Raw genomic sequence first — 16,454 nt, 5'->3', positions numbered from 1 at the left:
CACCGCGGCACCTTCACCACCGTCGGCAACCCCCTCAAACTCTCCGACTCCCCCACCACCATCACCACCCCACCCCTCCTCGGCCAACACAACGAGGACATCTACATCGGTGAACTGGGTCTCGGCGACGAGGAGTTGCGGCTGCTCAGGTCGGGCGGGGTGATCTGACGTGGTGAACCGGAGCCAGGTTCCCGGACGGCTGGGCGGTGGTCCATGACGTGAATGAGCACGGGGTCCGGCGGCGGTGCGCGTCGGCGGGGCCCGGGATCCGTGCGCACACGAAAGGAATTTGGACAGGGGGCGCTGGCCAGATCTTTCGACGCAAGGAGTGCTTGAAGACTATGACGACCGTCGACTACTCGTCGTCCGCCACCTTCAGGGAGGTGACGGACCGCAACGGCCGCGTGTTCCGGATCGGCGAGACCGACCGGCACATCATGGGACGACCACGATGGACCATGGTGCTCTTCCCGTGGATGGGCATGCTGGGCATCAGTTCCTCGGAGTACGCGTTCACGTCGGCCGAGGACACCCTGCACGAGGCGCATCTGTGGAGCAGCGGGCACATCTTCTGGCTGATGGGCGTCTGGGTGTTCTTCCAGGCGGCCGTGGCCTTCCCGGCCGGGCAGCTCAGGGAGAGCGGAAAGCTTCCGGCCCGCTACGCGATGATGCTCGGCGCGCTGGGCACCGTCCTCGGCTATCTCTCGCTCGCGTTCGCACCGAACGTGATCGTCGCCTACCTGGGCTTCGGCGTGTGCAGCGGTATTGGCGCCGGACTTGTCTACGCGACCTGCGTGAACATGGTCGGCAAGTGGTTCCCGGAGCGCAAGGGCGGCAAGACCGGCATGGTCAACGGCGGTTTCGCCTACGGCTCGGTGCCCTTCGTCTTCCTGTTCACCTCGTACATGGACCTGAGCAACTACCGGGGCGTCCTGGTGACGGTGGGCCTCGTCTGCTGCTCGATCGTGGCGTTCGCCGGCTGGTTCTTCAAGGACCCGCCGAAGAACTGGTGGCCCCCGCACGTCGACCCGCTGAGGATGACCGACGATCCGAAGATCCGGCGGGCGCTGGAGAAGAACCCGCCGGCCGTCAAGCAGTACACCCCGAAGGAAGCGGCGCGCACGCCCGTCCTGTGGATGATGTGGTTCTGCCTGCTGTGCACGGCCGGGATCAACATCTTCGGCATCGCCTTCCAGGTGCCGTTCGGCAAGGACATGGGCTTCGCGGGCGGGATCGTGGCCACGGCGATGTCGCTGAAGGCGATCGTCAACGGCACCGGGCGCGGGGTGATCGGCTGGATCTCCGACAAGTTCGGCCGCCGCCACACCCTGATCATCGTGTGTCTGGTGCTGGGCACCGCCCAGTTCGGTGTGCTGGTCTCCGGCCAGATGGGCAGCATGCCGTTCTTCCTCTTCTGCTCCATGGTCTCCGGCTTCGGCGGCGGCGCGATCTTCCCGCTGTTCGCCGCGATGACGGCCGACTACTTCGGTGAGAACAACAACGCCTCCAACTACGGCATGGTCTACAGCTCGAAGCTCATCTCGGGGCTCGTCGGTTCCGGGGTCGGCTCGATCGTGGTCGGCGCCTGGGACTACCAGGGCGCGTTCGTGCTGGCCGGCTCCATCGGCCTGGCCTCCGCGGTCCTCGCGCTGTTCCTGAAGGCGCCCGGCAGGCCCCGGACCAGCCGTCGGACCGTCCCCAACCCGCAACCGCTCGGCGAGGAAATGGCCTGACATGACGGCAGATCCGTACGCAGCACGCAGCGAGACCGACAAGACCGCACACTCCACCGCCGCACCACGTCCCTACCGAGAAGTGACCGACGCGGGCGGCCGCGTCTACCGCATCGGCGAGACCGACCGGGACATCCTCGGCCACTCGCGCAAACTCATGGTGTACCTGCCCTGGATGACCATGATGGCCATCAGCGTCTTCGAGTACGCGTACGGCTCGGCCGAGGACACCCTGTCCCACGCCCACGGCTGGACGCAGAGCAACACCTTCTGGATCCTCAGTGTCTGGGTCTTCTTCCAGGCCGGCATCGCCTTCCCGGCGGGCTGGCTGCGGGAGAAGGGCATCCTGACGGCCCGTCAGGCCATGTACATCGGCTCGGGCATGTGTCTGGTCGGATTCCTCGCCCTGTCGCATCTGGGCAACGTCTGGCTGGCGATCCTGGGATTCGGCGTCATAGGGGGAATCGGCGCCGGACTGGTCTACGCGACCTGCATCAACATGGTCGGCAAATGGTTCCCCGAACGCCGGGGAGCGAAGACCGGGTTCGTCAACGGCGGCTTCGCGTACGGATCACTGCCCTTCATCTTCATCTTCAACTACGGCTTCGACACGGCCAATTACCACCGTGTCCTGGACCTCATCGGCTGCTACATCCTGATCGTGGTCGTGGGGTGCGCGTTCTTCTTCAAGGACCCGCCGAAGAACTGGTGGCCCGCGGACATCGACCCGCTCACCCATGGCGGCAGCGGGAAGGGGGGCGGAGCTCTCGCCAAGAACCCCCCGGCGGTACGGCAGTTCACACCGAAGGAGGCCGTCAGGACCGGCATGCTTCCGCTCATGTGGATCGCCCTCGTCATGACCGCGGGAGTGTCGATCTTCGGGATCTCCTTCCAGGTCGACTATGCGAAGGAGGTCGGTTTCGGCCCGCTGGTGGCGGCCTCCTCGATGGGTGTCATGGCCGTCATCAACGGCATCGGGCGCGGGGTGGTGGGCTGGCTGTCCGACAGATGGGGCCGCAAGCCCACCCTGGTGTTCGTCATCCTCGTCCTGGGCCTCGCGCAGTTCGGGGTGATCTGGGCGGGCGACATCAGGAGCGAGTCGCTGTTCCTGGTGTTCGCGTTCCTCTCCGGGTTCGGCGGCGGCGCGTTCTACCCGCTGTTCGCGGCGCTCACCCCGGACTACTTCGGGGAGAACTACAACGCCTCCAACTACGGGCTGGTGTACAGCGGCAAGCTGATCAGCGGCCTGTTCGGCGGCGGCCTCGGCTCCATGGTCGTCGCTGCGTGGGGCTACGACGGGGCGTACGCCCTGGCCGGCGCCACCTCGATGCTCGCGGCGGCGATCGCGCTGCTGCTGCGGCAGCCGGGGCGGGCCCGGGGCGGCACGTCGGCACCGCAGCCACAAGCCGCGCTCTGAGCAGGGCAGTTCGGACGGATCAGGCGGTCCTCGGCCTCGGCGCTCGCCGGGGTGGGGCCGCCTCATCCGATGGTTCGGTGCCCGTGGCCCGCCCGTGCCGGACCCCGCGGTGCAGAGGTTCAGGGGTCCGGACGCGGGGCAGCGACCGCAGCCGCGAAAACAGCCGACCGGGCCGAGCCCGGCTGCTCAGCGGCCCAGCGGCCCAGTGGCATCGCGGTCGCGGACAGGAGCGGAGGCTACTTCTCGCGGTCGTGGTACATCTTCCGCGTGTGTTCGGTGTGTTGCCGCATGACCGCGGTGGCGCGCTGCTCGTCGCGGGCGGCTATCGCGGCGATCAGTTCACGGTGCTCGATCCAGGACTGGTTGCCACGCTGCCGGGCGATCGGTGTGTAGTACCAGCGCACCCGGCGGTCCACCTGCCCCGCCAGCTCGGCGAGGACCGCGTTGCCCGCCAACTCCATTACCTTGGCGTGGAGTCGGGCGTTCAGGGCGACCGCGGCATCCACATCGTCCGCGGCGACCGCGCGCTCTCCCTGCGCGCACAGCTCCTCCAGTACGGCGATGCCGGCGCTGCCCGCGTTCGCGGCGGCCAGCCGGGCCGCCTCGGCCTCCAGCAGCGTGCGCACGGTGAGCAGCTGGTCGGCCTCCTCGTCCGTGGGCTCGTGCACGAACGCCCCCTGCGCAGGCCGCAGATCCACCCACCCCTCCGTATTCAGCCGCTGCAACGCCTCACGCACCGGCTGCCGGGACACCCCCAAATGACCCGCCAGCTCACTCTCCACAAGATGCTGGCCAGGCTGCAACGCACGCGTCGTGATGAGTTCGAGCAACGCGCCGTAGACGCGGTCGCGCAGTGGACCGGGGCGCTCGAGCCTGGGCACCGTCCCGTACGGCAGTCCTGTCGTCGGCAACATCGCGGTCCCTCCCGTGCAGCGTTGGCGTTGTCGCTGCAGCTGAGAGCCAAGTATGAATTGGTTTTCGCCTACAGTCTACGGCGCACAACCACCATGCGCGCAGGTCATACCGGGTCGTAGCACCAGCTCACAGGGTTGGTGACGTCACAACTCTTGCTGAGCACTCTCTCCATCCTGTAGACAATATCCAGTCGACAAAGTCGGCAGTTCCTCGGTCACCCTCACCGAACGGAGCTTCCACCCATGAAAGTCGCAGTCCTCGGCGCCGGAGCCATCGGTGCCTACGTCGGCGCGGCACTCCACCGCGCCGGCGCCGACGTCCATCTCATCGCCCGCGGTCCGCATCTGGCGGCCATGCGGGAACTCGGCGTCCAGGTCCTCAGCCCGCGCGGTGACTTCACCGCCCACGTCCATGCCACCGACGACCCGGCCGAGATCGGCCCGGTCGACTACGTCCTCCTCGGTCTGAAGGCCAACTCGTACGCGGCGTGCGGGCCGCTCATCGAGCCCCTGCTCACCGACACCACCGCGGTCATCGCGGCCCAGAACGGCATCCCCTGGTGGTACTTCCACCGGCACGGCGGCCCCCACGACGGCCACCGGATCGAGAGCGTGGACCCGGACGGTGCGGTCAGTGCGGTGCTCGCGCCCTCCCGGGCCATCGGATGTGTCGTCTACGCGGCGACCGAGCTCGAAGGGCCAGGTGTCGTACGGCACTTGGAAGGCACCCGGTTCTCGATCGGGGAGCCCGACCGCAGCCTCTCACCCCGGTGTCGGGCCTTCAGCGAGGCCATGCAGGCCGGCGGGCTCAAGTGCCCGGTCGAGCCGAACCTGCGGGACGACATCTGGCTCAAGCTGCTGGGCAACATCTCCTTCAACCCCATCAGCGCGCTGGCCCGTGCCACCATGCGCCAGATGTGCCTGCACGGCGGCACCCGCAAGGTCATCGAGACCATGATGGCCGAGACGCTCGCGGTCGCCGAGGCCCTCGGCTGCACCGTCGGGGTGTCCATCGAACGCCGTCTCGCGGGCGCCGAGCGCGTCGGCGACCACCGCACCTCCACGCTCCAGGATTTGGAGCGGGGCAAGCCCCTGGAACTCGACGTCCTGCTCACCGCCGTCATCGAGCTGGCGGAGATCACCGGTGTGGACGTGCCCACGCTCCGCACCGTCCACGCCCTCTCCGACCTCCTCGCGATCCGGTCCGCCGCATGACGCAACCGGGCACCCACGCCATCGGGTCGTCACCTCGGATCCGGCCGAACGCCGGCACCGGCGTCGCGTTGGTCCATGCGATCGGCCGGGAAATCATCCGGGCGGGGCTGGCCGACCGGACGTACATCGAACGCTCGACCTCCGGCTTCGAGGAGTACCGGCAGCTCGTCGAGCCGTGGACGGTGTCGCTCGCGGTGAAGGTGACGGGCGTACCGGCCGCCGTCGTACGGGAGTTGGCGCACACCTACGCGCGCGGCGAGCCGCTACGGGCCGTCGTCGGCACCGGGCACGAGGAGGCCCGCGCGCTGATCGACCTGTCGCTGCTCACCGGCCGCGCTCACGACGATCGAGCCGGGCGGACACCTTTCCATCTGGTCCGGCACGCCCCTCCCGTCGACCTGACGGACGAGGAGTACCCGGTCCGGCTCACCAAGGGACGCCGCCCGGACTCGCACAGCACCCGTCTCCGGATGGGCGGTTCGGCGTCGTCGTTGCGGCGGACCGAGTGTGTCGAGCTGAGTCCGGAGGACGCCGAGCGCTACGGCGTGGTGGTCGGAGAAGAGGTGCGGGTCACCACTCGGCGGGGCTCGACGACGGCGTCGGTGTGGGTGGATCCGGCGCTGCGGCCCGGTCTGGCGTTCATGACCGGCCGTCCGCCGGACGGGACGGACGCCGACCGGCGGGCGCGGGGGGCCGGTTGTCCGATCGCGGGGGCCGTGGAGTTCCAGGCTGCCGCGATCCGGATCGAGAAGATGCCCGTCGTGGCGATACGGAGGTGAGACCGGACAAGGGACGAGTCACGGAACGACGCAAGGTGCTCCGCGTCGCCCCCGGCCACCTCACGGAGATCGCACTCACCCCCATCGGCTTCCTACGCGGCCACACCATGAACGTGTACGCGGGAGAACACCGGCTCGCCTTGGCGGCGACGGCCACCCAGGGCTGACCGGTCTCCCCGCATACACGACGGCGGGACCCCGATATCGGGCGGGGAGCGCCCCCTGCGCCCTCGGGGTCCCGCCTCAGTCGTGTGCCGTCAGCACTTCTCCCGCAGCGAGTGCAGGTAGGCGCTGGAGCGGCGGGCGAACGTGAAGGACTCGGCGGGCTGGTCGTGCTCGGCCTGCCAGTGGTGGGCCAGGCGTTCGCCCCGCAGCCGGGTCACGGCGGAGATGAACTTCTGGTAGTCGATGTCGCCGTCGCCGACGTCGGTCATGCGATATCCGTAGGTGTTGGCCGGGTCGCTCACCCCGTCCTTGACGTGGAAGAGCGGGTAGCGGTGGGGCTGCCTGAGGACGTAGTTCAGGGGCTCGAAGGGCGCGGGCGTGCCGTCGGGCCGCTTGGAGAAGCGGAACTGGCCGGAGTACGCCCAGAAGATGTCCATCTCCAGGAACACCAGGTCGGGATCGGTCTCCCTGAGCAGCACGTCGTAGAGCCGGACCTTGGGGTTGTCGGTGGCGAAGGAGAACTCCTCGGAGTGGTTGTGCTGGTAGAACTTCATACCGCGTGCCTTCGCCGCGGCTCCGTAGGTGTTGAACTCCTCGGCGGCGCGCTTCCACGCGTCGACGGTCGAGCCGTAGCGGAACGGTCCCGAGGCGGTGCCGATGTGCTTGAGGCCGAGGGCCTGGGCGTCGTCGAGGACCTGGGTGAGGTTCTGGGCGAAGGTGTAGGCGTTCGGGTCGTCCGCGTAGTAGCCGACGTGGCTGCCGATCGGGTTCAGGCCGTGGTCGCGGGCCAGGCGCTTGAGTTGGGCGAGGGTGATCGGTCCGGCCGAGCCCTGGGTGTAGCCGGCGAACTCGACCTCGTCGTAGCCGTACTTCTCCAGTTCGGCGAAGACGGGGGCGAAGCCGAGCGTCGCGACCTTGTCGCGGAGGCTGTAGAGCTGGATGCCGAGTCGGCCGGGGGGCAGGACGGGGCGGCCGCGGCCGTGGCCGGTGGTGCCGGTCGCGGTCTCGGTGGCCGCGCCGGCCGGGGAGGCCGCGGCGCCCAGCAGTGCGGCGGCGGTGGCGCCCGCGGCCACGCCGAGCATGCCTCGTCTGGTGAGCCGGTGGGTGAGTTCGGGGTCGGGCTGGGAGATGCGGCTCATGCCTGGGACTCCTCGGTGTCGGAGGGCGTTGTCAGTGGTGGGTGCTTCACTGGGGACCAGTCGGGAAGGACGGTCGTCGGGGGCCGGATCTTCGGCTGCCGGTTGTTCGGAGCCGGTCAGCCGAGACCGGCGAGGTGGAGCAGGAGTGACTTGACGTCGGTGGCCGCGATGCGGTCGCCTACTGCGCGGGGGGTGGAGCAGATGAGGAGCGGACCGTCGTCGTCGCTCTCGGGGAGGCGGCCGTGGCTGCCGCGAATAGGTGACGGGTCGAGGGGCACGACCGCCATGCGATAGCGCAGGCCGAGCTTCTTGCGGGCCAGCGCGGTGGCCGCCTTGACCTTGACGTAGGGGTCGAGCGGGTCCATGAAGAGTTCGACCGGGTCGTAGCCGGGTTTGCGGTGGATCTCGACCAGCTGCGCGAAGTCGGGCGCGCGATCGTCGTCGAGCCAGTAGTAGTACGTGAACCAGGCGTCCGGCTCCGCCACGGCAACGAGTTCGCCGGAGCGCGGATGGTCGAGGTGGTGGGCCTTCTTGCCCTCGTCGTCGAGGAGTCGCTCGATGCCGGGCAGGCCGTCGAGGGCGGCTCGGACGGCGCCCAGGTCCTCGGGGCGGCGCACGTAGACGTGGGCGATCTGGTGGTCGGCGACCGCGAAGGCACGGGACGCCATCGGGTCGAGGTACTCCATGCCGTCCTGGGTGTGCACTTCGAGGAGTCCGGCGCGGCGCAGGGCGCGGTTGATGTCGACGGGCCGGTCGGCGCGGGTGATGCCGTACTCGGACAGTGCAACGACGGTACGGCCTTCCGCGCGGGCGTCGTCCAGGAGCGGGGCGAGTGCCCTGTCCAGGTCGGCGGCGGCCCTGAGGGAGCGTGGGTCGTCGGGGCCGAAGCGCTGCAGGTCGTAGTCGAGGTGGGGGAGGTAGCAGAGGGTCAGGTCGGGGTGGCGGGTGCCCATGATGTGGCGGGTCGCGTCGATGATCCACTGGCTGGAGACCAGGTCCGCGCCGGGTCCCCAGAAGTGGAAGAGGGGGAAGGTGCCGAGTTTCTCGGTGAGTTCGTCGTGCAGGGCCGGGGGGCGGGTGTAGCAGTCGGGTTCCTTGCGGCCGTCGGCGTAGTAGACGGGACGGGGGGTGACCGTGAAGTCGGTGTCGGCGCCCATGGCGTACCACCAGCAGATGTTGGCGACCGTGTAGCCGGGGTGGGCGCGGCGGGCGGCGTCCCACAGCTTGTCGCCGGCGACCAGACCGTTGTGCTGGCGCCACAGGAGTACGTCGCCGAGCTCGCGGAAGTACCAGCCGTTGCCCACGATGCCGTGCTCGCTGGGGTGGGTGCCGGTGAGGAAGGTGGACTGGGCGGCGCAGGTGACGGCGGGCAGGACGGTGCCGAGCGGGGCGTGGGAGCCGGATCGGGCGAGGGACTCGAGGTGGGGCATGTGGTCGAGGAGCCGGGGGGTGAGGCCGACGACGTCGAGGACGAGGAGAGGGGTCGGTCCCGCTTCTCGGGGTGGGTGGCTCATGGCAGCTCCTTCAGGCCGAGGTCCGTCAGCAGGTCACGCACGAGGGTGAGTTCGGCGGCGATGCCGTCGGCGAGCTGGGGGCGGCCGCGGGGGCGCAGTTCGGGTGGGAGGGCCTGCCAGGTGTAGGTCTCGACCTCCAGGTGGCGGGTGAGTGGGTGCGGGCCGCCGACGAGCCGGGCGAGGGCGGACTTGAGTACGGGGAGCGTGGAGGTGAGGGGTGCGGCGGGGGCCGCGTGCAGGGGGACGTGGAAGTGGGCGCGCCAGGGTGCCCCGTCGGGCAGGGCGTCCCCGGTGAGGGCCTCGCCGAGGTCGTCGGTGCCGCGCAGGCCCGCGGCGGTGGAGGTACGGGTCTGGTGCAGGAAGCGGGGCTCGTCGAAGGCGGCGAGTGCCTCGCGGACTTCGGGCAGGTGGGGGTGTTCGGCGTGCAGGGCGGCTGAGAGCTGGGTTTTGACGACGGGGACGCGGGCGGCGGTGAGCGCGTCCAGGGCGGTGTGCGGGTCTTCGAAGGAGGTGGCGAGGTGGCAGGTGTCGACGCAGATGCCGATGCGGTCGTGTGCGATCGCGGTCAGCGGGGCGACGGCGTCACCGGTGGTCTCGACGACGCAGCCGGGTTCGGGTTCGAGGCCGACGCGGATGGAGCGGCCGGTCAGGTCCTGGAGGGCGTCGAGGCGTTCGGCGAGGGTGAGCAGGGCGGTGCGGGCCTTCTCCGCGCTCGCTTCGTCGTAGGCGGTGCGCCAGGCGAGCGGGAGGGTGGAGATGCTGCCCTCGGTGACGTCGTCGGGCAGGAGCCCGGTGAGGACGCGGGCAAGGGCGGTGGTGTGGTCGAGTCGTTCGGGGTCGGCCCAGTCCGGCTTGTAGACCCGGTACTTGACCTCCTCGGCGCCGAAGCCCTCGTAGGGGAAGCCGTTGAGGGTGACGACTTCGAGGCCGCGGCGGTCGAGTTCACAGCGCAGGTCGCGCAGTGCGGAGGGGTCGCTGACCAGGGCGTGGGCGGCGTCACGGGCGAGCCACAGGCCGATGCCGAGGCGGTCGCGGCCGAGGCGGCGGCGGACGGGTTCGCAGTGGTCGCGGAGCTGGGCGAGGACACCGTCGAGGGTTTCGGCGGGGTGGACGTTGGTGCAGTAGGCGAGGTGGACGGTGGTGCCGTCTGGGTGGCGGAAGCGCATGGCTCACGCCTCCGTCTTCTGGGGGCCCCGGAGGATGGAGTTGCCCTCGTGGGTGACGTCGGTGGCCGGCACGTCGAGGTTCAGTCGGCCGCTGAGTCCGTAGAAGGCGACCGGGTTGCGCCACAGCACGCGGTCGACGTCGTCCTCGCTGAAGCCTTCGGCGAGCATCAGGTCGCCGACCTTGCGGGTCTTGAGGGGGTCGCTGCGGCCCCAGTCGGCGGCGGAATTCACCAGGACCTGTTCGGGGCCGTAGGCGCGCAGGATCGCCACCATGCGTTCCTCGTCCATCTTGGTGTCGGGATAGACGGAGAAGCCGAGCCAGCAGCCGCTGTCCTTGGCCTCCTTGACGGTGGTCTCGTTGAGGTGGTCGACCAGGACCCGGTCCATCGGCAGGGCGGATTCTCGGACGACGTCGAGGGTGCGGCGCAGGCCGGCGAGCTTGTCGCGGTGCGGGGTGTGGACGAGCGCGGGCAGCTGGTGGTCGGCGGCGAGCTGGAGCTGGGCGGCCAGGGCGGTGTCCTCGGCGGGGGTCATGGAGTCGTAGCCGATCTCGCCGACGGCGACGACCTGGTCCTTGACGAGATACCGGGGCAGTTCGTCGAGGACGGGCAGGCAGCGCGGGTCGTTGGCCTCCTTGGGGTTCAGGGCGAGGGTGCAGTGGTGGGCGATGCCGTACTGGGCGGCGCGGAAGGGTTCCCAGCCCAGCAGGGAGTCGAAGTAGTCGAGGAAGGAGGCGGGAGAGGTGCGGGGCTGGCCGAGCCAGAAGGACGGTTCGACGACGGCGCGGACGCCGGCGGTGTGCATGGCCTGGTAGTCGTCGGTGGTGCGGGACGTCATGTGGATGTGGGGGTCGAAGATGCGCATCAGGACTCCTTGGCGTGGGTGCCGTCCGCGCTGTTCGGGCCGTGGTCGGCGGCCGGCGCGGGTGGGGTGGCCGTGGGGTCGGTCAGGGTCAGGACGCGGTGCAGGTCCTCGGGCACGGGTCGGCCCGCGGCGGTGCGTTCGGCGGCGTAGTCGCCGAGCATGCGGGCGAGTTCGGCGTCCGCGTGGGCCCGCCGGTCCAGGTCGGCCACCTCGGCGACGGGCACGCCGGTGAACAGGCATTTCAGGACGGCGTGGCGCCAGTGGTGGGTGTCGAGATGGCGGGCGGCGTAGGGGCCGACGGCGGCGGCCAGGAGGCGGGTGTCGTTGGTGCGCAGAGCGTCCTCGACGAGCGGGAGGGCCTCGGGGCCGGGCACCAGATGGGGCAGGGCGTGCAGGACGGCGCGGCGTTCGGCGGCGGTGCCCTGGGCGTAGACCCGGGTCAGGGCGTCGGTGTCGGCGCGGGCCGCGTGCAGGATCAGGATGCGGGCGGCGTCGGCGTGTTCGGGGCCGCAGCGGCGTCCGGCCTCGGCGAGGCGCAGCTCCCACACGGAGATGGGGCCGTGGGCGCCGGGGTGTGCGGCGGCCTCTTCGAGGGCCTGGTCGAGCCAGGCGCGGGCGGCTTCGCCGAGGTGGTCGGTGAGGTGGCTGTGCAGGTCGCGCAGGTCGCGCAGCGGGTTTCGGGCGAGGGTGGTGCCCTGGGTGTCCGCCGCGGGGGTTGCCTGGTGGGCATGGGGGTGGGTCATGGGGTGCTTCCTTGTGGGTGCGCCACTGCCTGACGGAGGAACGGGAGGGAGCCTTCGGCGAAGTGGGGGCCCGGGTGTGGGAAGTCGATGTCGCCCGCCGACGCGTCGCCGGGGACGGTGAACAGGGCGGGCGGGCACCGGAGTTCAGCCCGGGCGTGGAGGCGGTCGGTGTGTGCGGGGGTCGGTGGTGCGGTGTGCGGGGAGGCACCCTGGAGGGGGGCCGTGGTGAGCCCCGCTGGCTCGGACAGGCCGTCCACCGCCGCCCTGATCGCCCTCACCGCTGCTCCTCCCGCGAACGACCGCCGGTGCGGCTCCGCTTGCCGCCGCCGACAGGCTTTGCCCGAAGGCGTTCCGCGAACGTCACCAGTGCCGCGTACTGCTCCCCCAGTCCCGAAGGGCCCTTCCCCACCGGGTCCTTGCAGTAGAAACCCAGTTCGCCCTGGGGGCCGGGCAGATCCCTCTGGTGGGCGCGAGCGGCCAGGTCGGGTACGAGAGGTGCGGTCAGGGAGGAGTCGCAGCCCTGCCAGGTGGTCTGGAGGATCATGCGGGTGCCGAGGAACCCGTCGAAGGCGATGTGGTCCCAGGCGGTCTTCCAGCCGCCGAGGGCGCGGGACGGAGTCGGACGCGGACATGGCAGCCTCCTTGTCGAACACGTGGGTGCGCAGACCCTGCGAAGAAGAGATGAAGACGGCGGGCGGGGGTCCGGCGTCCCCCGCCCGCCGCCGCTCAGTCGCCCTGTGGGGCCACGGCCGGTGAGGCCTTCGCGGGCAGTTCCCTGATCCGGATGTCGCGGAAGGACACCTGGTCGTCGGCTCCGTGGTTCTGGATACCGACATGCCCGTCACGCAGGCTCCGGGCCGGATCGGTGTTGGTGAATTCGTTGATCTTCACGCCGTTGAGCCAGACGCGGAGGCGTTCGCCCTCCACGCGGATCTCGTACGTGTTCCACTCCCCCGGCGGGTTCAGCGCACGGTCGCGCTTGGTCAGGTCGGCGGATCGGAAGCCGTAGACGGACCCGGTGGTCTTCTCGGGTACGTCGGTGGCGTCGATCTGGATCTCGTAGCCGTTGTCCACGGCGGACCAGGGGTCGTCCGAGGGCGGGAAGCCCACGAACACACCGGAGTTGTCGTCCCCGGAGGCGCTCGCCATCTTCCAGTCGAGTTTCAGGGAGTACGACCCGAAGCCCTGCCCGGAACCGGCGTACCAGAGCATTCCCATGCCGCCGGACGATGTGAGTGTGCCGTCGTCGGAGCGGGTGAAGGAGCCCGGGCCGGCCTGTTTCCACGCGGCCAGTGAGTCGGCCGTGCCGTCGAAGAGCGGACGGTAGCCGTTCTCCGGTCGGCAGTCGGCCTGGGCTTCGCCGGTCGCATACCGGATCCCGCCCAGCAGGTGGCTACGGAATGCCGGGTCCGCGTACGACTCCTTGGTGTGGCCGAAGCCGGTGTAGAAGGCCCGGCCGCCCTGGTAGTCCTGGCACCAGGCGATCGGATGGTCGCCGTTCATCGTGCCGCCGGTGTACGACGACTCGTCGAGGGAGGCCAGGACGTGCACCCGTTCGCGGGGATTGGAGCGGTAGTTGTACCACTCGTCGGTGCGGTTCCACCTCGGAGACAGCTCTGACGTGGACGGGTGGGCCCGGTCCTCGACCACCACGGTGGCGGGTTGGATCGCCGGGTGCGACTGGAAGTACGCCCCGGCGAGGCCGCCGTAGAACGCCCAGTCGTACTCGGTGTCTGCGGCCGCGTGGATGCCGACGTATCCGCCGCCGTGCCGGATGTAGCCCTCGAACGCGCGCTGTTGGGCGGGGTCGAGGACGTCGCCGGTGGTGGAGAGGAAGACGACGGCGTCGTAGCGGCGCAGGTTCCGCGTGGAGAACGCGCTCGCGTCCTCGGTGGCGTCGACCGTGAAGCCGTCGGTCTCACCGAGCTGTTTCACCGCCGCGATGCCTTCGGGAATCGAGTCGTGCCGGAAGCCGGCCGTCTTGGAGAAGACCAGCACCCGTTCGCTGTCCGCGGGGTGTGACGCGGCGGGTTGGGACACACAGCCGAGGAGCAGGGCGGCTCCTACAACTGCCGTGGTCCATCGTCCGGTTGCGTTCATGTGATCCCCTCCTCTCAGGCGGTCGTGAAGGTGAAGTCGTCCACGTCGAACAGGGCGCCGGTGCCGCTCCCCTTGAAGACCAGGTAGAGCGTGGTGGAGCCCCTGGGGGCGCGGGACAGGTCGGCGGTGACGTCCTGGAAGGTCTCCCAGCCGCCGGTCACCGGCACGGCCGCCTGGCCGAGGAGGGTGCCCGTCGCGGAGCCCGCGCGGATCTCCAGGGTGCCTCCGATGCCGCCCGAAGAGATACGCGCGGTGACCGACTTGGCGTTGCTGAGGACGTACGGCGTGAAGGAGATCCAGTCGCCGTTGTTGATGTCGCCGACCGTGTTGCCGCCGTGAGCCGTGTCCTTGGCGATGACCGAGACGCCCGAGCTGTTGCCGAAGTGCTCGGCCTGGCGGTGCCTGGGCTGCAGGACGCTCTGGTCGTGGGTGGTCAGCGGGGCCTGGCCGCCGCCACCGTTGTCGGTGTACTCGGCGTCCATCACACCGAAGATGTTGGCGTCCTCGTCGTGGCCGCCGTCGGCGCTGGTCTGGATGGTGCCGGTGCAGCCGTCGGCGGAGGTGACGGGGTGGCCGTGGCTGTCGTGGCCGAGGACGAAGGTGACCTTGACCTTGGTGCAGTCGATGGACCGGCCGTCCTCGGGGTCACTCACGCGCACCTTGAACGGGATCGCGTCCCCGAAGCTGAACAGCTGCCCGTCCTTGGGGAGTTCGAGCGTCACCTTGGGTGCGGTGTTCCCGACGACGATCTGCACGCTCGCGCTGCCGGTGCGGCCGCTCGCGTCCTTCGCGGTCAGGGTCGCCGTGTAGGTGCCGTTGTTCTTGTACTTGTGGGTCGGGTTCGCCGCCGTGGATGTGCCGCCGTCGCCGAAGTCCCAGCTGTAGGTGAGGGCGTCGCCGTCCTGATCGCTGGTGCCCGCGGAGGAGAACCGCACCCGCAGCGGCGCCTGCCCGGACGTACGGTCGGCCGCCGCCTGGGCGACCGGGGAGTGGCCGCCGGTGGCGTTCTCGATGCGGTACAGGGCGGAGTTCTCGTCGCCGCCGAACCAGGAGAGGCCGTAGTCGAGGACGTACAGGGCGCCGTCGGGGCCGAAGGCCATGTCCATCACCTGGGTGCCGGTCCACGGGATGTCGTTGATCGACTGGACGGTGCCGTTGTCGTCGCTGGTGATGCGCTTGATCCAGCGGCGGCCGAACTCCCCGGCGAAGAAGTCGCCGTCGTAGGCCTCGGGGAACTTCACCGGTGAGTCGAGCGAGGGGTCGTAGTGGTAGACCGGGCCGCCCATCGGGGACTCGGAGCCATTGCCGAACTCCGGTACCGAGCCGCCGTCGTAGGGGATCCAGGCGGCCTGCGCCGGGGGAAGGTCGGTGAGGCCGGTGTTGTGCGGGGAGGTGTTCTTCGGCGCGGCGCAGTCGAAGGACGCGCCGGAGGTGCCGGTGGCGAAGTCGTAGTCGACGTAGGCGTCGTTGTCGCCCGTGCAGTACGGCCAGCCGAAGTTGCCGGGGCCGGTCACGCGCGCGAACTCGACCTGGCCGGCGGGGCCTCGGGCCGGGTCGGCGGCGCCGGCGTCGGGACCGTAGTCGCCGACGTACACGATCCCGGTCTGCTTGTCGACGCTGAAGCGGAACGGGTTGCGGAAGCCCATGGCGTAGATCTCGGGCCGGGTCCTGTCCGTGCCGGGTGTGAAGAGGTTGCCGTCGGGGATGGCGTAGGTGCCGTCGGCGTTGACCTTGATACGCAGGATCTTGCCGCGCAGGTCGTTGGTGTTGCCTGCGGTGCGCTGGGCGTCGAAGGCCGGGTTGCGGTTCGCGCGTTCGTCGATGGGCGTGAATCCGTCGGACTGGAAGGGGTTGGAGTCGTCGCCGGTCGACAGGTAGAGGTTGCCTGCCGCGTCGAAGTCGATGTCGCCGCCGACGTGGCAGCAGATGCCGCGGGTGGCGGGGATGTCGATGATCTTCGTCTCGCTGGCGGCGTCGAGGGTGCCGTCGGTCTTCAGGACGAACCGGGAGAGGCGGTTGACGCCGTCGAAGGGCGCGAAGTCGGCCGCGGTGCCGGTCTCGGGGGCGTCGCCCGCCGGGGTGTTCAACGGGGGCGCGTAGTACAGGTAGATGAAGCGGTTGGTGGTGAACTGCGGGTCCACGCCGACGCCTTGGAGACCTTCCTCGTCGTGGGAGTAGACGTCGAGCTTGCCGGCGAGGCGGGTGGTGCCGGCCGCGTCGGTGATGCGCAGTTCGCCGTCGCGTGAGGTGTGCAGGACCGAGCGGTCCGGGAGGACGGCGAGCGACATGGGCTCGCCGACCTCCGGCTCGCCCTTGGCGAGGGTGACCTGCTGGAAGTCCTCGGCGGCGGCTTCGGCGGCTCCCGGCTCGGCGACGGCTGCGCCTGCCTGGGGAGCTGTGAGGGTGAGGGAGGCGCCGGCCAGCAGGAGGCCGGTGAGCAGGGCCGCCGCTCTGCGCCAGGGTGCGCGTCGTCTGTGGGTCTCGATTCTGTCGGTAGGGGTGGTGCGGTCTTTCCCGTGCACGGGTGCCTCCAGAATGGGGCCGGTCGTACGGGTGGGTGCGGGTGCGCCGGGATGCGCCGTCATCCCGGAACTGACCGGTGCGGCTTACTCGTTGCCTCCGAAGGCCGCGTCGAAGGAGGCCGACGGGGGCTCGAAGTCGTATGCCTTGAGCCGGTTCAGTGCCTCGGGTGCGCCCTGGAGCCG

Annotated in this window: 13 protein-coding genes and 2 pseudogenes; 6 read left to right on the top strand and 9 right to left on the bottom strand. The window is 70.0% G+C overall.

The window, feature by feature from the left end:
- From ABZT93_RS39640 to ABZT93_RS39630, 3 genes and pseudogenes are all read left to right on the top strand, one after another.
- Window positions 1-168: pseudogene (locus ABZT93_RS39640) on the top strand (formyl-CoA transferase); the annotation flags it as partial.
- 173 nt (window positions 169-341) lie between these two features.
- On the top strand, window positions 342-1,733 hold the full coding sequence (locus ABZT93_RS39635) for an OFA family MFS transporter (RefSeq protein WP_356113856.1): 1,392 nt from the start codon (window positions 342-344) through the stop codon (window positions 1,731-1,733).
- Between the two features lies 1 nt (window position 1,734).
- Window positions 1,735-3,150 (top strand): OFA family MFS transporter, encoded by a 1,416-nt coding sequence (locus tag ABZT93_RS39630; protein ID WP_356113854.1) that lies wholly within the window; start codon window positions 1,735-1,737, stop codon window positions 3,148-3,150.
- Between the two features lie 236 nt (window positions 3,151-3,386).
- Here ABZT93_RS39630 and ABZT93_RS39625 read toward each other — a convergent pair whose 3' ends face one another.
- Window positions 3,387-4,064, bottom strand: coding sequence for a GntR family transcriptional regulator (locus ABZT93_RS39625; protein WP_356113853.1), 678 nt, complete (start codon window positions 4,062-4,064; stop codon window positions 3,387-3,389).
- 243 nt (window positions 4,065-4,307) lie between these two features.
- Here ABZT93_RS39625 and ABZT93_RS39620 point away from each other — a divergent pair, with 243 nt between their 5' ends.
- The 3 genes and pseudogenes from ABZT93_RS39620 to ABZT93_RS39610 all read left to right on the top strand — a co-directional run bounded on the left by ABZT93_RS39620 (window position 4,308) and on the right by ABZT93_RS39610 (window position 6,225).
- Window positions 4,308-5,279 (top strand): 2-dehydropantoate 2-reductase, encoded by a 972-nt coding sequence (locus ABZT93_RS39620; protein WP_356113852.1) that lies wholly within the window; start codon window positions 4,308-4,310, stop codon window positions 5,277-5,279.
- Between the two features lie 47 nt (window positions 5,280-5,326).
- A pseudogene (locus tag ABZT93_RS39615) lies at window positions 5,327-6,058 on the top strand (molybdopterin dinucleotide binding domain-containing protein); the annotation flags it as partial.
- A gap of 35 nt (window positions 6,059-6,093) precedes the next feature.
- Window positions 6,094-6,225 (top strand): hypothetical protein, encoded by a 132-nt coding sequence (locus tag ABZT93_RS39610; RefSeq protein ID WP_356113851.1) that lies wholly within the window; start codon window positions 6,094-6,096, stop codon window positions 6,223-6,225.
- Between the two features lie 90 nt (window positions 6,226-6,315).
- Here the strand turns inward: ABZT93_RS39610 and ABZT93_RS39605 are convergent, their stop codons facing one another.
- From ABZT93_RS39605 to ABZT93_RS39570, 8 genes are all read right to left on the bottom strand, one after another.
- Window positions 6,316-7,362 carry a sugar phosphate isomerase/epimerase gene (locus ABZT93_RS39605; RefSeq protein ID WP_356113850.1) on the bottom strand — a complete coding sequence of 349 codons (1,047 nt, stop codon included), beginning with the start codon at window positions 7,360-7,362 and terminating at the stop codon, window positions 6,316-6,318.
- Between the two features lie 116 nt (window positions 7,363-7,478).
- Window positions 7,479-8,876: a nucleotide pyrophosphatase/phosphodiesterase family protein gene (locus ABZT93_RS39600; RefSeq protein ID WP_356113848.1), complete on the bottom strand. Its 1,398-nt coding sequence runs from the start codon at window positions 8,874-8,876 to the stop codon at window positions 7,479-7,481.
- A complete protein-coding gene (eboE, locus tag ABZT93_RS39595; RefSeq protein WP_356113846.1) occupies window positions 8,873-10,042 on the bottom strand; it encodes a metabolite traffic protein EboE in 1,170 nt (389 codons plus the stop codon). The genes ABZT93_RS39600 and eboE overlap by 4 nt, the downstream gene beginning before the upstream one ends.
- 3 nt (window positions 10,043-10,045) lie before the next feature.
- Window positions 10,046-10,906 carry a TatD family hydrolase gene (locus ABZT93_RS39590; protein WP_356113844.1) on the bottom strand — a complete coding sequence of 287 codons (861 nt, stop codon included), beginning with the start codon at window positions 10,904-10,906 and terminating at the stop codon, window positions 10,046-10,048.
- Entirely contained in the window at window positions 10,906-11,649 is a 744-nt protein-coding gene (locus tag ABZT93_RS39585; protein ID WP_356113842.1) for an EboA domain-containing protein, read from the bottom strand. The genes ABZT93_RS39590 and ABZT93_RS39585 overlap by 1 nt, the downstream gene beginning before the upstream one ends.
- 274 nt (window positions 11,650-11,923) lie before the next feature.
- Window positions 11,924-12,193, bottom strand: a complete 270-nt coding sequence (locus tag ABZT93_RS39580) for a hypothetical protein (protein WP_356113841.1) — start codon at window positions 12,191-12,193, stop codon at window positions 11,924-11,926.
- 182 nt (window positions 12,194-12,375) lie between these two features.
- Window positions 12,376-13,749, bottom strand: a complete 1,374-nt coding sequence (locus tag ABZT93_RS39575; RefSeq protein WP_356113838.1) for a ThuA domain-containing protein — start codon at window positions 13,747-13,749, stop codon at window positions 12,376-12,378.
- 14 nt (window positions 13,750-13,763) lie between these two features.
- Window positions 13,764-16,271, bottom strand: a complete 2,508-nt coding sequence (locus ABZT93_RS39570) for a PQQ-dependent sugar dehydrogenase (protein ID WP_356113858.1) — start codon at window positions 16,269-16,271, stop codon at window positions 13,764-13,766.
- Between the last annotated feature and the right edge of the window lie 183 nt (window positions 16,272-16,454).

The organism is Streptomyces sp. NPDC005303, assembly GCF_040607335.1.
Taxonomy (GTDB): domain Bacteria; phylum Actinomycetota; class Actinomycetes; order Streptomycetales; family Streptomycetaceae; genus Streptomyces.
Note: the sequence above shows the minus strand (reverse complement) of the source record. Positions and strands in the feature narration are given on the sequence as shown.

Excerpts from the sequence above, each read along its gene's own strand:
- ABZT93_RS39635 (WP_356113856.1), top strand. The coding sequence starts at position 342 with ATGACGACCGTCGACTACTCGTCGTCCGCCACCTTCAGGGAGGTGACG.
- ABZT93_RS39630 (WP_356113854.1), top strand. The coding sequence starts at position 1,735 with ATGACGGCAGATCCGTACGCAGCACGCAGCGAGACCGACAAGACCGCA.
- ABZT93_RS39625 (WP_356113853.1), bottom strand. The coding sequence starts at position 4,064 with ATGTTGCCGACGACAGGACTGCCGTACGGGACGGTGCCCAGGCTCGAG.
- ABZT93_RS39620 (WP_356113852.1), top strand. The coding sequence starts at position 4,308 with ATGAAAGTCGCAGTCCTCGGCGCCGGAGCCATCGGTGCCTACGTCGGC.
- ABZT93_RS39605 (WP_356113850.1), bottom strand. The coding sequence starts at position 7,362 with ATGAGCCGCATCTCCCAGCCCGACCCCGAACTCACCCACCGGCTCACC.
- ABZT93_RS39600 (WP_356113848.1), bottom strand. The coding sequence starts at position 8,876 with ATGAGCCACCCACCCCGAGAAGCGGGACCGACCCCTCTCCTCGTCCTC.
- eboE (WP_356113846.1), bottom strand. The coding sequence starts at position 10,042 with ATGCGCTTCCGCCACCCAGACGGCACCACCGTCCACCTCGCCTACTGC.
- ABZT93_RS39590 (WP_356113844.1), bottom strand. The coding sequence starts at position 10,906 with ATGCGCATCTTCGACCCCCACATCCACATGACGTCCCGCACCACCGAC.
- ABZT93_RS39585 (WP_356113842.1), bottom strand. The coding sequence starts at position 11,649 with ATGACCCACCCCCATGCCCACCAGGCAACCCCCGCGGCGGACACCCAG.
- ABZT93_RS39580 (WP_356113841.1), bottom strand. The coding sequence starts at position 12,193 with ATGATCCTCCAGACCACCTGGCAGGGCTGCGACTCCTCCCTGACCGCA.
- ABZT93_RS39575 (WP_356113838.1), bottom strand. The coding sequence starts at position 13,749 with ATGAACGCAACCGGACGATGGACCACGGCAGTTGTAGGAGCCGCCCTG.